General features: G+C 36.9%; 18 protein-coding genes. 1 reads left to right on the top strand and 17 read right to left on the bottom strand.

Annotated elements, in window-relative coordinates; translation table 11 throughout:
• Positions 1-67: 67 nt before the first annotated feature.
• The 17 genes from mfd to metG all read right to left on the bottom strand — a co-directional run bounded on the left by mfd (position 68) and on the right by metG (position 17,399).
• Entirely contained in the window at positions 68-3,601 is a 3,534-nt protein-coding gene (mfd, locus tag ACN6MX_RS20145; protein ID WP_419960527.1) for a transcription-repair coupling factor, read from the bottom strand.
• Between the two features lie 58 nt (positions 3,602-3,659).
• Positions 3,660-3,896, bottom strand: a complete 237-nt coding sequence (locus ACN6MX_RS20140) for an anti-sigma-F factor Fin (protein ID WP_419960526.1) — start codon at positions 3,894-3,896, stop codon at positions 3,660-3,662.
• A 42-nt stretch (positions 3,897-3,938) separates the two neighbouring features.
• A complete protein-coding gene (gene pth / locus ACN6MX_RS20135) occupies positions 3,939-4,502 on the bottom strand; it encodes an aminoacyl-tRNA hydrolase (protein ID WP_419960525.1) in 564 nt (187 codons plus the stop codon).
• Positions 4,503-4,591: 89 nt separating this feature from the next.
• Entirely contained in the window at positions 4,592-5,188 is a 597-nt protein-coding gene (locus tag ACN6MX_RS20130) for a 50S ribosomal protein L25/general stress protein Ctc (RefSeq protein ID WP_419960524.1), read from the bottom strand.
• A gap of 78 nt (positions 5,189-5,266) precedes the next feature.
• Positions 5,267-6,226: a ribose-phosphate diphosphokinase gene (locus ACN6MX_RS20125; protein WP_419960523.1), complete on the bottom strand. Its 960-nt coding sequence runs from the start codon at positions 6,224-6,226 to the stop codon at positions 5,267-5,269.
• Positions 6,227-6,248: 22 nt separating this feature from the next.
• On the bottom strand, positions 6,249-7,619 hold the full coding sequence (gene glmU / locus ACN6MX_RS20120; RefSeq protein ID WP_419960522.1) for a bifunctional UDP-N-acetylglucosamine diphosphorylase/glucosamine-1-phosphate N-acetyltransferase GlmU: 1,371 nt from the start codon (positions 7,617-7,619) through the stop codon (positions 6,249-6,251).
• A gap of 235 nt (positions 7,620-7,854) precedes the next feature.
• Positions 7,855-8,142 carry a septation regulator SpoVG gene (gene spoVG, locus ACN6MX_RS20115; RefSeq protein ID WP_211892455.1) on the bottom strand — a complete coding sequence of 96 codons (288 nt, stop codon included), beginning with the start codon at positions 8,140-8,142 and terminating at the stop codon, positions 7,855-7,857.
• Positions 8,143-8,330: 188 nt separating this feature from the next.
• The gene (locus tag ACN6MX_RS20110; RefSeq protein ID WP_419960521.1) at positions 8,331-8,705 is read right to left on the bottom strand and encodes a RidA family protein; all 375 of its coding nucleotides are present in this window, start codon (positions 8,703-8,705) and stop codon (positions 8,331-8,333) included.
• Positions 8,683-9,534 carry a pur operon repressor gene (gene purR / locus ACN6MX_RS20105; RefSeq protein WP_419960520.1) on the bottom strand — a complete coding sequence of 284 codons (852 nt, stop codon included), beginning with the start codon at positions 9,532-9,534 and terminating at the stop codon, positions 8,683-8,685. Before purR ends, ACN6MX_RS20110 begins: the two co-directional genes overlap by 23 nt.
• A gap of 55 nt (positions 9,535-9,589) precedes the next feature.
• The gene (ispE, locus tag ACN6MX_RS20100) at positions 9,590-10,456 is read right to left on the bottom strand and encodes a 4-(cytidine 5'-diphospho)-2-C-methyl-D-erythritol kinase (RefSeq protein ID WP_419962676.1); all 867 of its coding nucleotides are present in this window, start codon (positions 10,454-10,456) and stop codon (positions 9,590-9,592) included.
• A gap of 437 nt (positions 10,457-10,893) precedes the next feature.
• On the bottom strand, positions 10,894-11,067 hold the full coding sequence (locus tag ACN6MX_RS20095; protein WP_090570780.1) for a small, acid-soluble spore protein, alpha/beta type: 174 nt from the start codon (positions 11,065-11,067) through the stop codon (positions 10,894-10,896).
• Positions 11,068-11,199: 132 nt separating this feature from the next.
• Positions 11,200-11,463, bottom strand: coding sequence for a biofilm formation stimulator Veg (gene veg / locus ACN6MX_RS20090; protein WP_090570777.1), 264 nt, complete (start codon positions 11,461-11,463; stop codon positions 11,200-11,202).
• A 154-nt stretch (positions 11,464-11,617) separates the two neighbouring features.
• Positions 11,618-12,496, bottom strand: a complete 879-nt coding sequence (gene rsmA / locus ACN6MX_RS20085) for a 16S rRNA (adenine(1518)-N(6)/adenine(1519)-N(6))-dimethyltransferase RsmA (RefSeq protein WP_419960519.1) — start codon at positions 12,494-12,496, stop codon at positions 11,618-11,620.
• Between the two features lie 3 nt (positions 12,497-12,499).
• Positions 12,500-13,060: a ribonuclease M5 gene (gene rnmV, locus ACN6MX_RS20080; protein WP_419960518.1), complete on the bottom strand. Its 561-nt coding sequence runs from the start codon at positions 13,058-13,060 to the stop codon at positions 12,500-12,502.
• Between the two features lie 86 nt (positions 13,061-13,146).
• Complete coding sequence (locus ACN6MX_RS20075) at positions 13,147-14,358, bottom strand: ubiquitin-like domain-containing protein (protein ID WP_419960517.1); 1,212 nt, start codon at positions 14,356-14,358, stop codon at positions 13,147-13,149.
• Between the two features lie 129 nt (positions 14,359-14,487).
• Positions 14,488-15,258, bottom strand: a complete 771-nt coding sequence (locus ACN6MX_RS20070; RefSeq protein ID WP_419960516.1) for a TatD family hydrolase — start codon at positions 15,256-15,258, stop codon at positions 14,488-14,490.
• Positions 15,259-15,443: 185 nt separating this feature from the next.
• A complete protein-coding gene (metG, locus tag ACN6MX_RS20065; RefSeq protein WP_419960515.1) occupies positions 15,444-17,399 on the bottom strand; it encodes a methionine--tRNA ligase in 1,956 nt (651 codons plus the stop codon).
• 342 nt (positions 17,400-17,741) lie between these two features.
• On the opposite strand from metG, the gene ACN6MX_RS20060 reads away from it, so the two are divergent.
• Positions 17,742-18,017, top strand: coding sequence for an AbrB/MazE/SpoVT family DNA-binding domain-containing protein (locus tag ACN6MX_RS20060; protein ID WP_053592248.1), 276 nt, complete (start codon positions 17,742-17,744; stop codon positions 18,015-18,017).
• Positions 18,018-18,128 lie beyond the last annotated feature (111 nt).

The following is an 18,128-nucleotide window of genomic DNA, read 5'->3' as shown; positions in this document are numbered from 1 at the left end:
ACAGATTGGAAATTAAAGTTCATTTCTGCCATAGTATGCATCATATTACCAAAAAATATGCAAAAAGCTATTTGACCTCTTCTATTTCTTTTTTAGACTCGGGTAACAATCTCATCATTTCTTCTAATACATCAAATGGATTGAATTTGCCAGTTTTACGTTCATCAATTGTCAGTACAAGACTGCCGTTGTCCATATTAAAACCAACCGCCCGTCCGTATTTCATAGACTCTTCTACAAGTTTTGCCCCATTAATATCCTTAGTTCCCTCAGCACTTAATGAAATTGACACAACTTTATTTATTTCCTTAATAGATTGAACACCTACCGCTATACCCCAAATTTTCATACGTGCAATACGAAGTAATTTTTCCGCTTCGAGAGGAATATCTCCGAACCGGTCTTGTAATTCATCTATGAGGTCGAAATATTCCTCTTCTTTTTCCATTGCTTTGACACGTTTATACATTTGAATTTTTTGATATCCATCTGGAATATATTCATCTGAAATATAAGCATCCGTAGATAATGCAATTTCTATATCTGGTAAATCCTCTTTTTTAATACCTGTGCGTTTTTCTGCAATTGCATCTTCTAACATTTGCGTATAAAGATCAAAGCCGACTGAGTCTATAAATCCATGTTGTTGAGAGCCCAATAAGTTTCCGGCCCCTCGAATAGACAAGTCCCGCATGGCAATCTTAAATCCAGAACCAAGCTCTGTAAATTCTTTAACGGCCTGCAATCTTTTTTCTGCAACATCCGTCAGCACCTTGTCTCTTTGATGCATTAAGTAGGCATAAGCAACCCGATTGGATCGTCCTACACGACCGCGTAATTGATATAGTTGCGATAGTCCCATTTTATCTGCATCTTGGATAATAAGTGTATTAACGTTTGGAATATCAATACCAGTTTCAATAATAGTCGTAGTTACTAAAACATCGTATTCTCCCTCTATGAAGCTAATAATAATTGACTCTAGCTCGGTTTCACTCATTTGACCATGCGCAAATCCTACTCTTGCAGTCGGAACTAACATTTGTATTTCATCCACTTTTCTCGTAATATCTTCGACCCTATTGTATAGATAAAATGCCTGTCCCCCTCGTGCTAGCTCTCTTTCAATTGCCTCACGGACAAGTGCACCATTTTGCTCCATCACATAGGTTTGTACGGGAAAACGATTTTTAGGAGGTGTTTCAATGACAGATAAATCACGTACTCCAATCATCGACATATGCAATGTTCGAGGGATAGGTGTAGCGGTCAACGTCACGACATCTACATTTGTTTTTATTTGTTTTATCCGTTCTTTATGCTTTACGCCAAATCTTTGTTCCTCATCTACAACGAGTAAACCTAAATCGCGGTATTCCACATCCTTGGACAGAATTCGATGAGTACCTACTACTACATCAACTAACCCTTTTTTCAATCCATTAATCGTTTCAGTTTGCTGTTTTTTGTTACGGAAACGACTTAGCAGACCTACTTCAATCGGAAAATCTTGAAAGCGTTCTAACATTGTCTCATAATGTTGTTGCGCTAATATGGTTGTTGGACAAAGAAAAGCTACTTGCTTCCCTTCCATAACTGCTTTAAATGCAGCGCGTATGGCTACCTCTGTTTTCCCGTAGCCTACGTCACCACAAACAAGACGGTCCATTGGTCGAGATTTTTCCATATCTTTTTTCACTTCTTGAATAGTACGAAGCTGATCATCCGTTTCCTCATAAGGAAATGCCGCTTCAAATGACTGCTGCATTTCACTATCTGCCTCATATGCATATCCGACTTCTGCTTCTCGTTTGGCATATAGCTTTATTAGCTCATCAGCGATATCTTGAACCGCTGCGGATACCTTTGTTTTGGTCTTCTTCCAATCTGCTCCACCGAGTTTGTGAAGCTTTGGATCCTTTTCACCAGATGCAACATATTTTTGAATCAGATCTATTTGATCGACAGGAACAAATAGTTTATCCTCCCCACGATAACGGATATGCAGGTAGTCTTTATGAATTCCATTTACATGTAATGTTTCGATTCCAATATATTTCCCAATTCCATGGTGTATATGTACAACATTATCTCCAGGTTTTATCTCGGAGTAACTTTTAATACGCTCAGCATTGGTTACCTTTTGAGCTCTCGCTTTTTTCTTATGCCTTTGTTTAAAAAGTTCGGAATCGGTAATAATAGCTATTCGTTGTAATGGAAGTTCAAAACCAGCTTCTAGATCTCCCTCCACTATAAAAATACCAGGTGATTTCATATCACTAGCCGAAGCGCCAATTTGCGAAGTAATCTCGTAATCTTCTAACACTGCATGTATTTTTTGAATTCGCTCTTTGCCATCTGCAAGTATAAATAAGCGGAACTTTCCTTGAGTAAATCGCTCGATTTCATTTTTCAATAAATGCATTTGCCCATGAAAGTTTTGCATCGGTTTGCAAGAAAAACTAATATTTTTTTTAATCGTAATTCCAGAAAAAGTACGAGAAAACAAAGAAAAGTACAGCTTTCCGTTGGAAAACATCTGAATAATTTCTTTTAGACGGAAAGAAGGTTTTACACGGTGTACAGTTTTTCCTTCTTCTAACAAAGAAAGGATCCAATCATTTTCTTCTCTTTCTAAAGTCTCTGTCACTTCTTGAATTCTTCCAAGCTCATCAAATAAAACCATTCCATTTTCGTTAAAGTAGTCTCCTAAAAAACTATTATTCTCTTCCAATAATGATACGTACTTCATATATTCTTTTGGTTGCTCGCCCTGCTTTAACAATTCAATATCTTGCTGAATATTTTGATAGAAAAGATCTCTTATTTCTGGAATTTTAACCTTTTCTAAACTCTCCGCTAATGCCTCTTCCAATTTATGGGCTAGCAGAAGTTTCTTTTCTTCCGTTAGCACATATTCGCTTGCTGGTAGAATTCGTATATCTTTCCGTTTTTCTAACGAACGCTGATCTTCTGCAGAAAATGTACGAATAGAGTCCACTTCTGTATCAAATAATTCTATGCGGATAGGGTTTTCTAGATATAGTGGATAGATATCGATAATTCCGCCTCGTAAAGCAAATTCTCCAGGCGCAGTAACCATTGGCTGACGCACATATCCCATATTCACTAGTCTTTGCAGGAAAGAATCTAGGTTAACTTCTTCACCCTCTGTAATAGAAATACTACTAGCTTGCCAATCTTTCTTGGTCGGCATATGTTTTTTTAGACCTGCAATAGGAACAATATAAACACCATTATCATGCGTTAACATGTGATCTAATGCTTCTAGTCTTTGCGCGCGAAGTTCTGGACTAGTAATAGATATATCAGCTGCAATTAGCTCATCTGCGGGATATAAACGGACAAGATCCTCACCAATTAGTTTTACTAAATCCTCGGTTAGTTTTTGAGCATGCAGTAAATTAGGCGTTACGATCAGAATAGCTCCCTGTCGTGTGGTATAGAGCATGTTGGTAAATACAGCTCTAGCGCTAGAAGTAAGACCGGTTATTAACTGTTGGTCTTTACCACTCTCCAACTCTTTTACTAGCTTTTGTATTTGTGTATCTTCCATCAATAAGTTACTTAAAGGTTCCATCTGTGTACCCCCAATCTAAATAGAAAAAGGCTTTGTGCACGAAAACGTGCCAAAGCATTTACTGTATCCATTTTTTTAACGCGTAGTAATTTGGAAATTTTTGAAGAGAATCTTGACACTCCTCACAAATACACTGTACAGTGTAGTCTCCCTCTGCTCCATTTTCAATATATATATGTTGTTCTTCTTGCGTAAGCTCATGTTTTTGTAGAAACTGGTTATCTATGTGATCAAATGGCAACTGCCCAATTTCTGTTTCACAATGGCGACATTTATAACGAATTGGCATGGCCATAAAAACCTCCTTTTTAGGAAGTATAGACCTTTTCAACACTTTTTATGCACCATTATATGTATTCATTACATCTAGAAATTTTTTTGTTAACCAATCTTCGCAAGCATCTGCACTATTCTTCACGGCTTGTATCATTTCTATTTTTTCATCTTCATTAAATTTGGATAGTACGTAGTCTGGAACCTTCATCCCATTTCTAGGACGGTCCACTCCAATACGGATTCGATTAAATTCCTGAGAACCTAAATGTTGAATAATAGATTTTATACCATTATGTCCACCTGCACTACCTTTTTGCCGTAGACGTAATTTGCCAACCTGTAAGTCTAAATCATCATAAATAACGACTATTTCATCATCATTTACTTCGTAGTAATCCATCATCGGTATAATACATTCACCAGAAAGGTTCATATATGTCAATGGTTTTAAAAGCATAACCTTTTCAGTACCAATATGACCTACCCCAAACATCCCATTAAATTTAGACTGTGTAAGGGCTATATTTAATCGTTTAGAAAGTTCATCAATTACATGAAATCCAATATTATGGCGGGTGGCTTCATATTGTTTTCCAGGGTTTCCAAGACCAACGATAATTTTCATCTTTGTTCCATTCCTTTATTACAAGTTTTAGTTAATCTTACCATATTCAAAACAAAAGAGGTTGCCTTAGGACAACCTCTTTTGTTTTATTATTCTTCTGTTGTTGTTTCTTCTGATTCAGACTCAGTTTCTTCAGTTTCTTCTTCCACTCGAGGTGCTGATACTGTAACCAGTGTATAGTCATCTTCATTCGTTATTGGATATCCAACTTTATCTCTAACATCTGCTACCGTCAACGTATCTCCGATAGCCATACCGGATACATCAATATCAATGCCATCCGGAATATCTGAAGGTTTCACTGTAATAGTAACCTCACGATTTGGCTGTTGAAGCATACCACCCTCTGAAACGCCAACTGAAGTTCCCGTCACGTTAACTGCAACGTTTACTTCTAACTCTTCCTTCATATTAATCGCTAAAAAGTCCGCATGAATCATTTGTCCTTTTAGAATATTCATCTGATAATCACTCAACACAACATTTACTGATTTACCATCAACATCGAGCTTCATGACACCATTACGACCAACCTCACGAAGTGTTTTTGAAAAGTCCTTTTCATTAACAGCAATTGACTGGGATTCTGTTTCAAAACCGTATACAATCGCTGGGATAAACCCACTGTTTCTAAGTTTTGCATTATCTTTTTTATCACGTTTTTGTGTTTTTACAACTGTACTCATAATATTCTCCATCCTCCCGAAGTGCGTTCTATAAATAGAAATACCCATCTTCAGTAGAATTCAAACATTTATTAGAGATCAATCAAATAACGTACTAACTGATTTCTCTTCGAAAACTCGTACAATTGCATCGCCCAATAATTTGGCAACAGACAATTCTTTAATCTTCGGTGACACTTTATCATCCGCTAATTGAATAGAGTTTGTAATCACTAGCTCTTTAATAACTGAGTTATCAATACGTTCAATGGCCGGACCAGATAGCACTGCATGCGTACAGCAAGCATATACTTCTTTAGCTCCACTTTCCATCAATGCCGCCGCTGCGATGGAAATTGTTCCGGCTGTATCAATAATATCATCGATTAAGATAGCCGTTTTTCCTTCTACGTTACCTACAATATTCATAACCTCTGCCACATTTGGTCGTGGACGACGTTTATCTATAATCGCGATCGGTGCTTTTAAACGATCTGCCATTTTACGGGCACGTGTTACTCCACCGTGGTCGGGAGAAACGATAACTAACTCTGCTGGATCGAAGTTCTTGCCTAAGAAGTAATCGGATAATATTGGAGCGGCAACTAAATGATCTATCGGAATATTAAAGAATCCTTGAATTTGTGGAGCATGTAGATCAAGAACGATTGCACGAGTTGCACCCGCAGTTGTTAATAAATCTGCTACAAGTTTAGCTGTGATTGGTTCACGAGCACGTGCCTTTCTGTCTTGGCGTGCATATCCGTAATAAGGGATTACTACACTAATTGTGCGAGCTGAAGCGCGTTTTAGTGCATCAAGCATTATTAATAATTCCATCAGATGCTCATTGACAGGACCTGAAGTTGATTGAACAATGAATACATCGCATCCGCGGATACTTTCTTCGATATTGATCTGTACTTCACCATCACTAAATCTAGTTACTGTACTTTTACCTAGAGGTACTCCTACTTCTTTTGCGATTTCTTCTGCTAATTCCTTATTGGAATTTAATGTGAAAATTTTCAACTTCGAATTTGCATATTGTTCTGGCATGATAATCCTCCTGGATAATGGGTTATTTTAAATTTAGTTTGTTGACATAGCCTTCTTTATTTTCTTGTCGTGCTCTACCAATTGCAAGTGCTTCACCAGGTACATCCTTTGTAATAGTTGATCCAGCCGCCACATAAGCTTTTTTGCCAATGGTTACTGGTGCTATTAAGTTAGAATTACAACCGACAAATGCATCGTCTTCAATCGTTGTAGTAAATTTATTTTTTCCATCATAATTCACTGTAATTGTTCCACAACCAATATTGACGTTAGTTCCAATCGAAGCATCACCCATATAGCTTAAATGAGAAACTTTACTTCCGTTGCCTACTGTTGACTTTTTCACTTCTACAAAGTTACCAATCTTCACATCATCCCCAACATTGGACTGCGGACGAATATGGGCAAACGGACCAATTGAGGTATGGTCACCGACTGCGCTAGATAATACAACAGACGAGTGTATGGTCGTTTCATCCCCAATAACACTAGATACGATGTGACTATTCGGACCAATCGTACAGTTCATGCCAATAGTTGTTTTTCCTTCAATGATAACTCCAGGTTGAATAACTGTATCTGCTCCAATAACGGCTTCACTACTGATGTATGTATTTCTAGGATCTATGATTGTGACGCCTTCACGCATATGATGTTGTGCAATACGTAAACGCATAGTCTCTTCTGCTTGAGCTAAAGCGATGCGATCGTTCACGCCTAAAATTTCTTCGAAGTCCTGTGCAGCATATGCTGAGATAGTTTCATTTTCTTTTTGTAAGATTTCAATGACATCTGGCAAATAATATTCGCCTTGTGCATTATTATTATTAACTAACTTTAATGATTTAAATAGTGCTTCGTTGTCGAAACAATATGTCCCCGAGTTAATCTCACGTACAAGTTGTTCTTCTGCAGAAGCATCTTTTTGTTCTACAATACTTTGAACACTACCATCAACAGAACGAATAACTCTACCGTAACCAGTTGGATTTTCTGCAATTGCTGTTAAAATAGTTGCTTTTGCTCCGGTTGCGTTATGGTGTTCTAACAAATCATTCATTGTTTTTGGCGTGATAAGTGGCGTATCTCCACAGATAACAATTGTTGTTCCAGATAAATCTTTTAGCACTTCTTCAGCCTGTAAAACAGCATGAGCCGTTCCTAACTGTTCTTCTTGAAGAGCATATTCACTTCTTGTCCCAAGTCCACGTTGTACATCTTCCGCTCCGTGTCCTACGATTGTAACGATTTTTTCCACGCCAAGTTGTTCCATGTTTGCAACAACATGTTCTACCATTGGCTTCCCACATACAGGATGTAATACTTTATATAAACTAGACTTCATACGTGTACCTTTACCGGCAGCTAATACAACCGCATAAGTATTTGTCATTTTTTAAGTTCCCTCCAGTGGGCTAATTTACTCTTTTGACTATAGCCGAAATGAGGCGAGATTTCAAGGAAATATCTCTTGACAAATACATGACAAAACAAGTAATATAGTTGAATTTCTTAAAAAATTAGCTAAATTAGACTTGTTTTTCTGACGTTCGTGAAAAATGAAGCTTTAATTTTACTTTTTGACACCAAAAAACCATCTCTCTTAAAGAAATGGTTTTACTTTCCCGTTATACAGTTGGCTCACCAATTTTCTCTTCAACCTCACTACTTAAATGATAAGCATAAAGGATAGCTTCTTGAATTTTCGTGCGCGTTCCAACGTTAATTGGGTGAGCGATATCTCTAAATTCGCCTTCTGTTGTTCTTTTACTTGGCATCGCTACAAATAAACCATTATTTCCATCTATTACTCGAATATCATGCACAACAAACTCGTTATCCAACGTAATGGAAGCGATAGCCCTCATACGACCATCAGTCACTACTTTACGTAATCTTACGTCCGTAACTTCCATTCTCTCACCACCCTTTTTTCTAAGTTACAAATATCTCTATCTATTTATTATTCCACAAAAACTTCAAAATTCCTTCTTTCAAATAAGAATATTTTTAATATTTTAAATAATATATTTTACTTATCGCAACATTCCATAAAATGGACAAATAAAAAAGGCGTTCTCCGAAGAAAACACCTTCCATCTAACTATTCTACTACCGCGATTACTTCGATTTCTACCTTTACATCTTTTGGTAGTCTTGCAACTTCTACGGCAGAACGTGCAGGCTTGTGGCCAGCAAAATGTTTATCATAAGCTTCATTAAATTGAGCAAAATCATTCATATCTTTTAAAAAGACTAATGTTTTTACTACTTGCGATAAGGATGAGCCAGCTTCCGTCAGTACTGCCTCTAAATTAGCAAAAACCTGCGCAGTTTGTTCTGTAATAGAGCCCTCCACTACTTCACCTGAAGGAGTTAATGGGATTTGACCTGAACTGTAAAACATTCCATTCACAATCACGCCTTGTACGTATGGACCGATTGCTGCAGGTGCATTAGTTGTTGATACTGCTTTCATCTAATTTGCCACCTTTCTCAAAGTAATTTCCTTGTGTCAATGCAATTGTACCATCTTTTTCATTGACCTCGTGAAGCTTAACTAAAGACAAATAATCTTTTACCAATTGTTCCCCTTGATGCTCTGCTTCTACCAACACTGCAATTCCGGCTAACTCACAATTGAATTCCTCTAATAAACTCCGCATCCCATTAATCGTGCCTCCGACTTTCATGAAATCATCAGTGATTAAAACACGTTGTCCCTTTTCCATACTTCTTTTGGAAAGAACCATCGTTTGGATGCGTCTTGCCGAACCCGATACATAATTTATACTTACTGTCGGACCCTCCGTTACTTTACTGTCTCTTCGCACAATGACTACAGGTACATTTAAATGTCTTGCGATAGCATGGGCAATTGGTATCCCTTTAGTAGCTACCGTCATAATGGCATCAATTTTTGCATTAGCAAATGCAGACGCAAATACTTTACCGATTTTATTCATCAGCGATGGGTTTCCTAACAGGTCCGTCATATACAAATACCCGCCAGGTAATAATCGATCCACTTTAGAAAGCTGAGTCATTAAATCTCCCGCTATTTCTAAGACATCTTCATCTGTCATCGTTGGAATAAACTTGACTCCACCCGCTGCACCTGGAACAGTAACAAGTAAACCTCTGCCTCTTTCTTCAAATGTTTCTTTCACAATGGTTAAATCCTCACTTATGGAAGATTTAGCAGATTGATATAAAGAAGCAAAGAATGTCAAAGGGATTAATTTATGCGGATGCTCCATAAGATACTGTGTCATATCTACAAGTCGCTCACTTCTTTTCCATTTCATACCTTCACCTCCAAAGACGAATGTTTTATAGAAAACTTACCACAAACATCCGGATTTAAGCAAGTGGTTCCCGGTCACCCATTAAACGAACTGCATATACCTCGTCGCAGAATCCACGGAGACCATTATATATTCTATGTACTCTCGTCTCATGATCAACAATCCCGAATACAGTTGGGCCACTTCCACTCATTAAAACAGCGTCGGCTCCGAATCTCCTCATCTGATCTTTTAAACCAGCAACCTCTGGATATAGCTTGAGTGTTACATCCTCCAACACGTTTCCTACAGAAGCACACATTAGATCAAAGTCCTTCTGCTGAATAGATTCAATCATTTTAGCTGTATTCGGATGTTTTATTTCATTCACTTTTAGATTACCGTAGATATCCGCAGTCGATACCCCAAGTGTCGGTTTCGCAAGGATGATCCAACAATTAGCAGGAGAGGGAAGTTCCTGTATTCTCTCTCCTCTACCTGTCGCTAAAGCCGTTCCGCCATAAACGCAAAATGCCACGTCGGAGCCAATCTTTGTTCCTATCTCGGCAAGTTCATCTAAAGACAGACCTAATTCCCATATAATATTTAATCCTTTTAAGGTTGCTGCTGCATCGCTACTACCGCCAGCTAGTCCTGCCGCTACAGGAATATTCTTTTCGATTGTAATAGAAACTCCCTTTTTCACTCGATAAATATCTTTTAGAATCTTTGCAGCCTGATATGCTAGATTCCGATGATCATTTGGAACAAAGCGGTCCACAGATAGTATATGTATTGCTCCATCTTCTCTTAACTCTAACCCTATACGGTCTGCTAAATCCACTGTTGTCATAATCATTTCTACTTCATGGTAACCATCTGGACGCTTATGTAGTACATCTAATGTTAGATTTATTTTAGCAGGTGCTTTTACGTAATACATTTCATCTGCTCCTTTTCCCAAATATGTTGTCCCCTATTTTACCACAGTGCATAACAAATACGGAAGTGAGATTCAGCTTGCATACTTGGTGAAACTATAGGTTATAAGCAGAAGAAAAGCAAAGCTTACGTATAATCTAAATTAATGGTCTATGAGACTACTTCTTTTTTATCATTGCTGGCAGAACTATGGATACTAAGTAAAGTACAGGCACACTTTAAGGTCAAGAACTGTTTCAGTTGTTTTCGGCAGGCTTTGGACAGACTTGTTGCTATAGACCTTATCCTTCAAAATAGCCGGATACTGAGTTCCATTCACAAAATTTTATAATTTTATTAAAAAAAAGGCGGATTGCTCCGCCTATTCTATCTGCTAGTTGTTCTTTAGTTTTATCTCTCGTGTGCATTTGTACTATGAATAATATGGTACATGCTTATTTACTTTGGTGATTTCATTTGCTGTTCAGCCATTTCAATTGCTCGCTTCACCATATTACCTGCATCACGTGATTTTATTCCTCCCCAGCCCTCGGTTTTGACTACCTCATAAAATCCAAGATCTTTGGCTATCTCTTCTTTTAATTCTTTAGACATTATCCCTTTTCTAGACATAGGTGAATCCTCCTTTGGAACAACTAGCTTTTTTAGTATGTCCGCAAACCAAAAGAAAACCCCTTTTCTAATAAATAAAATAGAAAAAGGGTTTTTAAAATTATAAAAATAAGAAATAAAAGTTCTAAATAATCATTTTACAACTATCAAATTATTTGCTTCGTCAAAAATAGTGATTTCTACTGCTTCGGTCAAAACATCTGCATAACTATAAGATACACGTTCAAAAGAGTTTTCATCTTGATCCAAATCGATAACAAATACTGCATGATATGTCTCTCTAAGTACACCCGCACGCTCAATTGTTTTCTTCCGTCCTCCGTTTGCTTTTAATTGCAAACGTTTGCCTAAATGATGATCTAATGACTTCTTAATATCAGCTAAAGTTTTTGGCATTTCGCATACACCTCACTGATTACAATCTTACCATCGTTTTAAAAATTTGTCAAACAAAATATTTTAACAATCATTCTATATAGTTGTCAACGTTTTTATTTGTCATTCATACTCATTTTATTTATAAATATTACTGATTTTGTAACAAGTATGATTAATGAAATTCTTCATATAGTTCATTGGATAATTTTCCGAACTCTTCAATGCTCAAAGTTTCCCCACGTCTCGTTGGGTCAACACCTACTTTTTCTAAAGCTTGAATGATAAGATCTTTCTTTGCTTTTCCGTTGGGCAGTGATGATTGTAGGTTATTAATAATTGTTTTTCTTCTTTGAACAAAAGAACCACGGGAAACTTTAAACAAAAATTCCTCATCAATTACTTGGATTGGTGGTGCTTCACGGCGAGTAAGTTTAATAACTGCAGAATCTACGTTTGGCTGTGGCATAAACACCGCTTTAGGGACAATCATGGCTATTTCTGCCTCCATATAGTACTGAATAGCAATGGACAAAGACCCATATGCTTTAGTTCCAGGTGATGCGGTGATTCGATCAGCCACTTCTTTTTGCATCATGACAACCATCCCACGTATAGGAAGACGATCCATTAATAGTTTCAACAATATTGGCGTTGTTACATAGTAAGGTAAATTGGCGACAACCATAACATCTTTGTAGTTTTGAAGCTGATCCTCAAATATTTGTCGAACATTTGCTTCTAAAATATCTGCATGAATAATTTCTACGTTATCGTATGGAGATAAAGTATCTGCTAAAACTGGTAGAAGTCTTTGGTCAATTTCAAATGCAACAACTTTTCCTGCAGTTCTCGCTAAATGTTCAGTTAATGCTCCAATCCCAGGTCCAATTTCAATTGCAGCTGAATCCTTCGTAAGATCTGCATGACTCACAATATTACGTAAGATATTCGGATCAATTAAAAAGTTTTGCCCTAAGCTTTTTTTAAATGAGAACCCGTATTTCTTTAAAATTTCTTGTGTACGTATTGGTGTTGCTATATCTTTTTGCATATATTATTTTTCCTCCATATCGAGTTGTGCAATCGCTTCTTCTACTTGCTGCTGACTAATTTGAAAAATGGATAGTCTCTTTTGTAGCTGTTTTCCATTGGTGTAGCCTATTTTCAATAGCTCTCCCAATCTGGTACGTCTTCCCTTCGAATGGGGATGACCTATTAATTGTCCTTCAACTAAGATCGATAGGGGTATTTCAGAAAACGTTTCTTTGTCTGATTTTGGGGTATAAACATTAGAAAGAGCATCCCGAATATCTTCGTCCTTAGCGTGTTCAATCCCTAAACCTTTTCCGTTTTTCGCAATTGTTTTTTCTTTGGACAAAAATGCGTGTTTCACACCTGGAACCTGCTCTTCGATAATAGCACGGATACGTCTTCCAGGATAATCTGGATCAGTAAAGACAATGACTCCACGCTTATCCTGTGCATGTTGGATCTTCATAAGTGTTTCTTTAGAAATGGCTGAACCATTTGTTTCAATAGTATCTGCTTCTACAGAACGTTTTATGGCTGTTGTATCATCTTTTCCTTCAACAACTATTATTTCTTTTACTTGCAACCGGGTTTCCTCTTTTCTGTCTTTCTACTATAGCTATCATAACGCAAAAAAGCTCTCCCAATCAACGAAAGGGAAAGCTGCTATGATTAGTTCAAAACTTTCACACGTACTTTTTGGCGACCGAAGTCATATGCCTTAGATTTAGAGGGCATGAATAAGTCAATCTTATTTCCTTTGATAGCTCCACCGGTATCTCCAGCTACTGCATAGCCATAGCCTTCTACCCATACTTTTGAACCCAGTGGAATAACACTAGGATCTACAGCAATAATCTTCACATTAGGATTAGATTTCAAATTAACGCCTGTCGCAGTTACGCCAGAACAACCATTACAATTAGCAGTATAGGCTGTCGCAGTCGCATAAAATTCTTTTCCACCAGATGGAGCTGCGGAAGAATTTTCTCCACGTGAAACACTAGCAGTCACTACTTTCGTTCCGACTGCTACTACTTTTTTAGTTGGTTCTTTAATAGTCTTCTCACTCACCATATTACGAGAGACCTCTTTACCATTTTCTTTCACTACTTCATAAGTCCGTGAAACAGTTCCATTTACGCCGAGTTGTACTACTTTTTCTTTCCCTTTTAATAGCGAGTCTTCTTTTTTCGTTTCTACAGCAAAGTTTGTTTCTTCCTCAACTACATCGGTGACCTTTTCTACTCGCACTACTTGTATTTCAGAATTCGGGACTACTACTTCTTCCATTTTCTGTTCTACTCGGTCGAATTCACTCAATTGAATGTTATGTTGTTTTAAAAAGTCAGCGACCGTAGTCGAAGTGGACCATACCTTCTTCTTTTCACCACCATCTAAAAGCGTTACTCCAAATGCTTTTTCAATAGCAATTTTGTTCTCGGGTCCAACCTCCGCATCCGCAGCAGGTGTTATCGCATCATGTTCAGTAACTGCAACATTTGCCTTTGCGAGTATTTCTGAAACTAATTCTTCAGTAGTTGTAAGTGTTTGAATTTTTCCATCTACCGTAATTTCTATTTGTCTTGCCTGCTCCCACTCAATCGACAAATTATTTTTGATTGATGTGTTCACTGAGGGATATAAAAAGTCTTCATTGGCTACTGCTATTTGATGATTATCTAATAATTCACCAACTGTATTTGCATGCGTTAATATTTCTTGTTGTTCACCATTAACTGTTAAAGCAACAGTTTTCTTTGTTCCTTCGAATAAAACGAAAGAAACGACTGCAAGAAACAATAGTAAAGATGCTACAGTTACTAAGGTTTGCTTGCTCCTCAATGAATGAAAGAACAGGTTTTTCATGGATTTATTTGTCATGAAAAACGCCTCCTTGTTCACTGAAGTGATTATATAGAGTCCTAAAGGGCTTGTCAACAGTTAAGATTTCTTCTGAGATAAAAACATGTAAAATATATACCTCTTTTATAGAATATTACAACTTCTTATTTATTCCGTTATTTTAAAGAATTTTTCCGCATTTTTCGTTGTTGCTTCTGCCACCTCTTCCACTGTAATTCCCTTTAGATTAGCTATTTCTTCCGCTACAAGTGTCACAAGAGCAGGTTCGTTTCTTTTTCCTCGATGTGGATGTGGTGCTAAATAAGGTGCGTCTGTTTCGATCAATAAGTATTCTAATGGAATTTCTGTTGCTACCTCTTTCGGTTTCTTTGCATTTTTAAATGTGACCGGTCCTCCAAGTGAAATCATAAAATTCATCTCTATACATTGTTTTGCTGTTTCAACGCTTCCTCCATAACAATGCATGATACCACCTGTAAGATGTGCCTCTTCCTCTTGTAAAATACGAATTACATCTTCTGTAGCGTCACGATTATGAATAATAATTGGTAAATTTACCTTCTGAGCTAGACGTATTTGTTGTCGAAACAACGCTTGTTGAACGTCTTTAGGAGATTTATCCCAATGATAATCTAATCCCATTTCCCCTATTCCAACAACCTTTTCATGCCCTGCCAGTTCTTCAATCCATTTCAAATCCTCTTCTGTACAATCAATTGCATCGACTGGATGCCATCCAACTACAGCATAAAGAAAAGAATACTCCTCCACTAGCTTCATAGCTCTTTCAATGGTGATACGGTCAAATCCAATAACCACCATTTTTTTTACATCGGCTTCCAAGGCACGATTAATCACTTCCTGTAAATCTTCTTCATACTGATCTGCATTTAAATGTACATGTGTATCGATAAACATTTTATCTTCCCCTTTCCTTTTAATGGGTATATTACATTCTCTGCAATACTATTGTATAAATATTTAATTGGTCTTTCTTTAGTAATAACAAGATTCAAAAAAATATATGTAGTATGAAATAATATCTAAACATATTATTTAAAACAAAAAGACCTGCCTATAATGCGACAGGTCTATTTTAACCATTATTTCACTTGAGCGCCATTTTCAAGCTTTTCATCCACTGTAGCAAGTGTCAAATACCCATCTTTTTCACCAGCAAGAATCATTCCTTGAGATAACTCTCCTCTTAGCTTCACAGGTTTTAAATTTGCTACTACAATTACTTTTTTACCTATGACGTCTTCAGGTTTGTAATACTGAGCAATACCGGAAATTACTTGACGCTGTTCATAGCCCATATCTAATTGCAGCTTTAATAATTTATCTGCTTTAGGTACAGCTTCACACGATAAAACAGTTGCGACGCGTAAATCTACCTTGAAAAAGTCATCGATGGAAATTTCTTCTGATTGAGGTTCTTCTTCTTTTTCCTCTTCCTGAGGAGTTTGAACTGATCCGCGCATTTGCTCACGAATATAAGCAACCTCAACATCTACATCTAATCTTGGGAAGATTGGAACTCCTGTTTTTATTACTGTTGTACCATCCTCTATAACATTGAACGAGCCTAAATGATTCCACTGCAAATAATCCTCTGTAAAACCAAGCTGCTCTGCAATTTGCTTAGGACTATTCGTCATAAATGGCTGAGCAAGTGTTGCTATTTGACGAAGACTTTCTGCTAAGTGAGTCATAACCGAAGCCAATTGTCCTTTAGTGGATTCGTCTTTTGCAAGTACCCAGGGTTGAGTTTCATCAATATACTTATTTGTACGTGATACTAAAGCCCATAGATCTCCAAGCACTAAGCTAAATTGCATTTTTTCCATGTTTGCTTCATATTTTTCTATTGTTTCTCTGGCAAAATTCTGTAACGTTGCATCAAACTCTGTCAATTCACTTTGACTTACAGGAATTTTCCCATCAAAGTATTTATTGATCATAGAAACAGTTCTATTCAACAGATTCCCTAAATCATTCGCAAGATCAAAGTTTGTCCGCTCTACAAACGATTCCGGAGAAAATACTCCATCCTGACCAAAAGGAAGTTCACGTAAAAGGAAATAGCGTGTTGCATCTAACCCATAACGCTCTACTAACATTTCTGGGTATACCACATTTCCTTTCGACTTAGACATTTTACCGTCTTTCATCATGATAAATCCATGAGCAAAAACCTTCTTAGGTAGTGGTAAATCTAAAGCCATTAGGAATATTGGCCAGTAAATTGTATGGAAACGGACAATGTCTTTACCTACTACATGGACGTCTGCGGGCCAAAATTTTTGGAATAGAGAATCATCATCTGATAGATAACCGAGTGAGGTAATATAATTAGTTAAGGCATCTACCCACACATAGATTACATGCTTAGGATCTCCGGGTACCTTGATTCCCCAATCAAAGGATGTTCTAGATACCGATAAATCTTCTAGACCTGGTTTAATGAAGTTATTGATCATTTCATTTTTCCTAGACTCCGGCTCTATAAATTCCACGTTTTGCTCATAATACGCCAATAAACGATCAGCATATTTTTTCATATTAAAGAAGTATGATTCTTCTTTAACCTTTTGAACTGGACGACCGCAGTCTGGACAGTTTCCTTCTATTAACTGTGTCTCAGTAAAGAAAGACTCACAAGGCGTGCAATACCATCCTTCGTATTCTCCCTTATAAATGTCTCCATTATCCAAAAACTTTTGAAATATTTTCTCCACTATTTTTGTATGACGCTCTTCAGTTGTCTGGATAAAGTCATCATAAGAAATGTCCATTAAAGCCCATACCTTTTTGGCTGCCTCCGCAATCTCATTTACATAAATTTGAGGCTCTTTTCCTGCTTCTTGTGCTTTTTCTTGAATTTTTTGTCCATGCTCGTCCATTCCTGTTAGGAAACGAACTTCATATCCTCTAAGTCTTTTATATCTGGCCATCGCATCGGAAGCAACGGTCGTATAGGCAGTCCCAATGTGAAACTTACCACTCGGATAATAAATTGGCGTTGTTAAATAGAATGTTTTCTGTTGATCTTTCAATGTAAAGATGCCTCCAATGTTGATTCTCTTTATTCTTTATTCTATCGAAATGAAGAGTTTGTTTCAATCAATTCATTTATTCATATTTGTCGAATGAAAATTGCCAAGTAATAAATTTCAAAAAACTAGATAATATATCAAAATAATTCCTATTTACCTTAAAAAGAAACGTATTTTTAATAAAAAGTTAAATAAACATCAAAATACTATTACATTACTCTCTTTCGCTAAAGCATTAATTATTGACGAAAATGGTAGTACTTGGTATGATATATTACATAAAAGAGGTTTATGTCGAATCTTGGCGAAAAATATGCACTCTTGAGAGGAGAACAATTTTTTATGAAATCTACAGGTATTGTACGTAAAGTTGATGAATTAGGTCGTGTAGTTATTCCAATTGAATTACGTCGCACGTTAGGTATTGCTGAAAAAGATGCATTAGAGATTTATGTAGATGATGATAAAATTATTTTAAAAAAATATATGCCAAATATGACTTGTGCTGTAACTGGTGAAGTATCAGATGATAACCTACGTCTAGTTGGTGGAAAACTAATTCTAAGCCCAGAAGGTGCAGAATTACTAATCAAAGAGATTCAAAGTAACCTAAAATAATTATTAAAAAGAACCGTAAACTTTTTAGTTTACGGTTCTTTTTAGATGTCTAGCTCCAGCGCCTATCCCCTCGAGTCGCTTCAAGATTGTCGGGGCTGGCATAGAAGCTTG

This window comes from Psychrobacillus sp. BM2 (genome assembly GCF_048572895.1).
Classification (GTDB): domain Bacteria; phylum Bacillota; class Bacilli; order Bacillales_A; family Planococcaceae; genus Psychrobacillus.
Note: the sequence above shows the minus strand (reverse complement) of the source record. Positions and strands in the feature narration are given on the sequence as shown.

Excerpts from the sequence above, each read along its gene's own strand:
- mfd (WP_419960527.1), bottom strand. The coding sequence starts at position 3,601 with ATGGAACCTTTAAGTAACTTATTGATGGAAGATACACAAATACAAAAG.
- ACN6MX_RS20075 (WP_419960517.1), bottom strand. The coding sequence starts at position 14,358 with ATGACAAATAAATCCATGAAAAACCTGTTCTTTCATTCATTGAGGAGC.
- pth (WP_419960525.1), bottom strand. The coding sequence starts at position 4,502 with ATGAAAATTATCGTTGGTCTTGGAAACCCTGGAAAACAATATGAAGCC.
- ACN6MX_RS20060 (WP_053592248.1), top strand. The coding sequence starts at position 17,742 with ATGAAATCTACAGGTATTGTACGTAAAGTTGATGAATTAGGTCGTGTA.
- purR (WP_419960520.1), bottom strand. The coding sequence starts at position 9,534 with ATGAAATGGAAAAGAAGTGAGCGACTTGTAGATATGACACAGTATCTT.
- ACN6MX_RS20140 (WP_419960526.1), bottom strand. The coding sequence starts at position 3,896 with ATGGCCATGCCAATTCGTTATAAATGTCGCCATTGTGAAACAGAAATT.
- ACN6MX_RS20110 (WP_419960521.1), bottom strand. The coding sequence starts at position 8,705 with ATGAAAGCAGTATCAACAACTAATGCACCTGCAGCAATCGGTCCATAC.
- veg (WP_090570777.1), bottom strand. The coding sequence starts at position 11,463 with ATGCCAAAAACTTTAGCTGATATTAAGAAGTCATTAGATCATCATTTA.
- rsmA (WP_419960519.1), bottom strand. The coding sequence starts at position 12,496 with ATGCAAAAAGATATAGCAACACCAATACGTACACAAGAAATTTTAAAG.
- ACN6MX_RS20070 (WP_419960516.1), bottom strand. The coding sequence starts at position 15,258 with ATGTTTATCGATACACATGTACATTTAAATGCAGATCAGTATGAAGAA.
- ispE (WP_419962676.1), bottom strand. The coding sequence starts at position 10,456 with ATGTATTACGTAAAAGCACCTGCTAAAATAAATCTAACATTAGATGTA.
- ACN6MX_RS20125 (WP_419960523.1), bottom strand. The coding sequence starts at position 6,226 with ATGCCAGAACAATATGCAAATTCGAAGTTGAAAATTTTCACATTAAAT.
- ACN6MX_RS20095 (WP_090570780.1), bottom strand. The coding sequence starts at position 11,067 with ATGTCTAGAAAAGGGATAATGTCTAAAGAATTAAAAGAAGAGATAGCC.
- spoVG (WP_211892455.1), bottom strand. The coding sequence starts at position 8,142 with ATGGAAGTTACGGACGTAAGATTACGTAAAGTAGTGACTGATGGTCGT.
- ACN6MX_RS20130 (WP_419960524.1), bottom strand. The coding sequence starts at position 5,188 with ATGAGTACAGTTGTAAAAACACAAAAACGTGATAAAAAAGATAATGCA.
- glmU (WP_419960522.1), bottom strand. The coding sequence starts at position 7,619 with ATGACAAATACTTATGCGGTTGTATTAGCTGCCGGTAAAGGTACACGT.